The sequence below is a fragment of the Methanomicrobia archaeon genome, from assembly GCA_016930255.1.
In the GTDB taxonomy this organism is placed as follows: Archaea; Halobacteriota; Syntropharchaeia; order Alkanophagales; family Methanospirareceae; genus JACGMN01.
Map to the genome: position 1 here is coordinate 1 of JAFGHB010000085.1, position 6078 is coordinate 6078.

Sequence of the window (6078 nt, forward strand, 5' to 3'; positions counted from 1 at the left end):
ATCTCTCAGACATTCATCGTTGACCTCACCCACTTGAAGCGGTTGATCCGAAAGCATTTTGAGGAATTTTCATCACGGCTTAGTTTCACGCATGGCTGGATCGAGCGGTTTCTAGGCGAGGGTGTTAAGTATGAATTGTTTGGTTTTTGACTATAAAATCAACCGGGACCGCTCTCGATTGCAGGCCGGGATTCAAAACGCGCATAAAAAGTCGAATTTCCTGCGTCTGTCTCTTACGTTACGAGCAAAAAAAGAGGAAAGGAAAAAAGAGAGGGGGAGGAGGGAAAAAAAGCTCACTCACCTCTTCTGCCTTCTACCCTTCAGTGTGCTTGTCGCGATGAGGCTGAGCAGCCCTATGAGTACTGCGAGCCCCAGAGGCGCGAGCAGTGGTGCTCTTATTACATCGACAGGATTGGTAACGGAAAATCCCGGATGATTTGGATGGTCGACTGCATCGATACCATCGTTATAGACTTCGTTCTGGTTCGCGTCGAAGACCATGTCGTACTCACCAGGAACGGGATCCTGCCACACCACGAGCGGTGTATCAACGCCGATGTTCCCGTCTCCGTCCGTTAAAATGTTCGGAGCGATTGCATAGACGGTATAGTTGGTGATCAGCTCGCCACCGACCCATTTGCGGTCATCAACGATGTAGATGTCCACATGCGTGCCCGGTGTGAAGCCGCTTCCCTTGGCATACACGTCTTCCCCGGTCAGGAACTCATTTTTCACGGAGCCGGAGTCATCAGCGGCATCGCCTGACGGACAGAGCACCGTAATGGACACGAAGTCCTCGTTGCTGTACGTCCAGTTCCCGTCCGACACGCCTTTCGCACGGAAGGTATTCCGGTCCACACCGCAGCGTAGGACCGTGGCGTCGTACTCGATTCGCACACTTTCATTCGGTTCGAGTGTCAGAGAATCGCCCCAAAGCACGTCGATCTCCCATTCCCTGCTGACCACGAGGTCAATTGTAACGTCGGCCACTGTGTACTCTGCCGCTTCGCCCGTTCGCGCGTTCCGCAGCAGGATGGTGTCATTCGCACTCAAATTGAGATCGCCATCGTCAGTCCAGCTTTCCACGGTGCATTCGTCCTTGCAGCCGCAGACTTCGACCCATTCGGTATGTGTTGGTGCGCTCAGGGCTATGGCTTCGTAATCAAGCACGGAATCGAGGTAGCTGCTCTCGCCGGTTTCGACATCGGTGACGTTAAGCGTGTAGGGACCGTTATCGACGTGGTACCAGGCGCCCGGCATTGTGGTCATGTAGATCTGATCGCATGCGCTCAGTCGGCTGTCGTTATTTGTATCTTCCCAGTGATCCGGCAGCTCCAGCACGTAATGGTTCCCGACGCCAGGACATAACTCCAGGAATTCCGTTCCTAACGGCGCATAGGGGTCCCAGGAGGTATTGTGCAGCACCTTCTGCTTGAAGCAGTATTCTTCTGGCGCGCACGGTAGTGTTACTGCATGTTCTGTGCCGCTCGCGTTTTTCAGCGTCGCGTTGCCGGCGTACTCCAGGCTGCAATCGAGCACATCCCAGAATCGGAGCTGCGTGAGATTGCTCAGATTGCTCGTCCCCGTGTTCGTGATCGTGCAACTGAACCGGAGCGTGTCGTTGATGCTCGTCGCCGTTAAATCCTTCACCCAGGTCCCGTTCTCGGGATCACGGACTGTTTTATTCGCGTGAATGACCGGTGCGGAGGTGAGAACGGTTTCGTACCCCGTTCCAAGCTGGTAGGTGCTGCTGCCCGAGAGCCCGATAATCTGGCCAATGGTGCCGCTCATCGTGTAGCTGGACGAGTCCATAGCGCCACCGCCACCACCGCCTAACGCGTTCCAGGTCAGGTCATAGTGCTCTGAGAGCTGTGCGCCTGCAATAGTAGCGAGGCAGAGCGCGAGCGCAAGCAGGAGCACGGGAAAGGCTCTGTGCTGCTTCATGCTCTTCACTCAGTTAGCCTCCGCCAGCCTCGTATCCTCATAGCCAATTCGCTTCGCCGCGACTTCCCACATGAAACCTGCGTCTGAGCTGCCGCTCTGGAGCTCCCGTACAGTGAAATTAGTCGTCGTGCGCTGAGAGACGTACAGGCCGTTGCACTCGGCGGTCGGCGTTATCTGGACGAGCATTGGACGCGTATCGTCAATCGTAACGGTCTCCAGGAAGATCGGGTCAAGCTCGATAGTCACCACGCCGCCGTCCAGGTGTGCCTCGCCGCGATCGAAGAAATAAACCTCGGCGGACTCATCGCAGTACGTGGTGCGGTTGCCGTAATTCCGGGTCGAAACCACGGCGCTTTTCGTGCCGCCGTCGACAGTGAGACCATTGTGGACAGTGAGTTTGCCATCAATCTCGACGTCATCAGCAAATTCACCTTTACCTTCAAACCAGGCACAACCAATTTCGCTAGAAACCTCCGCCGTTAGATCTCCCGCTGCATTGTACATTTTTAGTGCATTGGGACCGATTTCCACTTTCTTGTTGGAACCTGTAGCCTGGTAGGTATGTTTGCCCGTTTGCGATGACGATCCGTTTATGGACTCTGTCCTGATGACGTTGCCTGCGCCGTCTGTCACAATTGTTTGCCCATTAGGATAACTCTTTGTTATCTTCACAACGTTACCGGCTTGATCGTACTCTATATGAGTAAATACCGCATCCCCTGGGCCACCCCCCGTAGCACGCACCTCCTTGCGCTTAGTGCCATTTTCATCAAAATATTCTTCAATATAACCCGGCTCAAGATTATCCGGATCTGGGAGAGGTCTTCTCACCACTTTCCAGCCTGCGGTGGATCTAATCTCTAGGCCGTTTGTGCTACTGATTTTGATGGTTTTATCGCCACCACTAGTAGTGGCCTCCACCCCTTCGGTAGTGACAGTCGTAGTGCCCTGACCGTCGGTATGGACGGTGTGGGTGCCCGTTTGAGATGAAGATCCGCTCATGGACTCCGTCCCGATGACCTTGCCTGTGCCATCTTTTACTGTCTTCTTGCCGGTTTCGGAATCGACCTCCTCACTCCTCACAAGATCACCATTTTCGTCTCTCCACTCTTTAAAGGAAATTTTATCTTCAGTATTCACTGCCTCAAAATATCTCAACTTAACATTTTTGTCGTAAAAATATTCCGCTATTTGAGGCCCAATATCTATACGTTCATACCTTATCGTCCCGTTTTCGTCCCACCTCTCCGTCTTTGCTGGAAAATAATATCGATACCTTAGCGTCCCGTTTTCGTCCCATTGCTCGCAATCGCCATCCCCATTTTCCTTCCGCCTCAGGACGCCGTTTTCGTCCCATTGCCTGCGAGTGCCATTCACGAACGCTTCATACCTTTTCTTTCCGTTCTCGTCCCATTGCCGGTGCGTGCCATCCGCAAGCGCTTCTTCCCTCAAGACTCCGTTCTCGTCACGGTAATACGAGCCTTTATCCGTGATGGTACACGTCCAGTGCGGGCTTTGATGCGGTCCGGTGACGTTGATGCCGCCGTCGAAAGTCTCCAGCCCCGCATGCCACGAGGTTCCGTTGGCGTTCAACCGGTGGGTCACGTTGCCGTCTGCATCCGTGATCACCAGACCCTGCCCGGGCGCGAGCGGGTTCCGGGTATACTCGGCGACGTAGGCGTAGGCAACGCTCGCCAGCCGCAGCCGGGGCGTCATCTCCGCATCGCTCTCCACCTGCACACCGAGCCAGCGCTCAGAACCGTTCAGAAAGATGTCCGGGGGGATGGGTGTGACATTGCCCAGAAGGATGCTGAACCGCCCGTCGGTCACCTGAACGGTGCGCGTCTCGAACCAGAGCGCGCTGCCGCCGGTGGCGTTCTCGTAGACGCTGAAGGTCATCTGATACGTGCCATCGGGAACCGGATCGCCGAGATTGTCGGCCAGCACGCCCTGATAGCTGAGCAGATGCGGAACACCCGCGGAATCCGGGTTCGCTCCGCCCAGCCACACGATACCAATACTCGCCAGAAATGTCACTACAATCGCAATCACCGCTAATCGCCCAATAACTGTCCTATTTTTTACAGATCGTTTTAGATTTAGCATGACCTGCACGTATTCTCTGCTCGTACTTAAGCTTTTCGGTCTAAAAGGGCGCTTTTGCAAGGTTTTTATTATATAAGGGGCTTTTGCCAGTCCTATTTGAAAAAAAGAGTACGCCCTAAGTCTCTCCTTTGTTGTTGTGATTCACTAAACCGAGAAAGAAACCGGATTAAGCGGCTGTAGCAGTACCGATTACCACTTATAACCACTGCTCAAAGCTCTTTTGCTGCGCGCCTGGTTTCTTTTGTGGTGGTGCAATCCGCTTCAGAACTTTACTAACGCGCTCTTCCGAGAAATCATGCTCGTCACAGAGGAATTCCAGCACGTTCGCCTCGTCCAGCGCGCCCCACGTTAGTTCATACGACTCGTTCACCTCGGGCTGCAAAAATATAGCGCGCACGAGCTCGTAATTCTCTATCGGTCGCGTTTCGATTGCCGAGTCCGCCAGTAATTGTTCGATACTGTGGTGCTCTTTGATCAGTTTGAGCGCTTTCTTGACCCCGATCCCCTTTATTCCAGGATTGAAATCCGTGCCGATGAGTAGTGCGATGTCAACAAGCTCTTCACGGGTTATGCCGTGCTTCTCTGCGAGCGCGTGAAACGACACGAGTTCAGGCTGCGCCTTTCGTCGCGGCGCGCTGAGATTCCGTACCATAACCGGTGCGCCGAAGAGTAAGCAGTCGTAATCCTGCGAGGAAACGAGCTTGGCATCACCCCGCTGGACCATATAAGCAGCTTGCGCCTCGCCCTCCGTTGGCGCCTGCACGCACGGGATGCCGAGGTACGATAAGAGCGTCTTCGCATCCGCTACGATCGTGTCGCTAATGCGCGAGGATGCCTTTGCGTACTTCAACGCCTCTTCGGGAGCCAGCACCTTCGCTTCTTCCCACTTCCTGCTCGCCTCCGTTCGCCGTTCTGACCGTGCTCTGATAACCTCAGTCTTCAATTCCGACGGCTTACCGTCGAAGACGAATACCGGCCTGATACCTTTCTCCATTAAGTTCGTCGTGCGATATATCAGCCCTGAGAGATGCGATGTGACTCTCCCTGAGGAATCCTGCAGTGGCGTCCCATCCGGCTGGCGAATAATGCTCAGGAATTGATACAGCGTATTGTACGCATCGATCGCAACGATCTTGCCGGCAAGCGCGTCTAAACGTACTTCTTGCGGCTCTACCAGCTCCGCGATATTTACTCCCATTTTCAGTCGAGGTGGCTGTAATTTTTAAGATTTAGGCCCCTGTTCCTCCACCTGTATAAATATGGGCGAAGTTTTTAAGAATCTCCAGTCCTTATTCGGATTGCACGTTCGAAATTGTTATGTTATCGACATAAGTACCACTCACATTAGCGATACCGTTAGCAACTTTCTTTTTCCAAACGTCGTCTGTATAAACGCCCTCTGAATCTTTCACCAGAATTAACCAATCATTGCTTTCGACTCTTTCTCCTTCTACGCCAATTCCCATTGTACTTACCGCGCCACCAATGTTCTGGGCTCTAAAACCCTCCAATTTCAAAGCTACAATATTAGTATCACCCATCTTAATACGATATGCTTTACCCCTTCCGAGCTCCTCAGTTACGACTATTTCATCGGACATTTTTTCTATCACACAACATCTCATATATGCGCTGTTTATATAAATATAGATAGGATTGATAAACTTTTCGCTCTTTTTCATTGGAACTCAACTAATTGGATGAAAAGGCCCCCGATGATTTTGAGAACACATGGAAAGGGTCAATTTCTCTCTAAAGCCTCGTAGCTTTCCCCGTTTAAAGTTTTTCTGAGGTTGGTTGTGCTGGAAAAACATTGATACGGGTCGAGCTCAATCTTCCGCTTCAACTACATCCACGATGTTAGATCATGTCGCCGCCCCCATTTTACAAGTGAGGGGCAACCAACGATTTTGAGAATCGCGGAGGAAGGATAGAGACAGGGTGTTAAGTAAACCAAAAAAGGTTACACATCGATGTATTCGTTTTTATGAGTCCTCTTTTCTTTCTTTTTCTGTAAAGGAGGATTAA

Annotated in this window: 4 protein-coding genes; all 4 read right to left on the reverse strand. The window is 52.2% G+C overall.

The genetic code is table 11. The features are described from left to right. Positions 1 to 297: 297 nt before the first annotated feature. Complete coding sequence (locus tag JW878_11115) at positions 298 to 1953, reverse strand: hypothetical protein (GenBank protein MBN1763600.1); 1656 nt, start codon at positions 1951 to 1953, stop codon at positions 298 to 300. Continuing rightward, entirely contained in the window at positions 1954 to 4050 is a 2097-nt protein-coding gene (locus JW878_11120) for a hypothetical protein (protein ID MBN1763601.1), read from the reverse strand. 196 nt (positions 4051 to 4246) lie between these two features. Continuing rightward, a complete protein-coding gene (locus tag JW878_11125) occupies positions 4247 to 5248 on the reverse strand; it encodes a flap endonuclease-1 (GenBank protein ID MBN1763602.1) in 1002 nt (333 codons plus the stop codon). A 91-nt stretch (positions 5249 to 5339) separates the two neighbouring features. After that, a complete protein-coding gene (locus JW878_11130) occupies positions 5340 to 5663 on the reverse strand; it encodes a hypothetical protein (protein ID MBN1763603.1) in 324 nt (107 codons plus the stop codon). Positions 5664 to 6078: the final 415 nt, after the last annotated feature.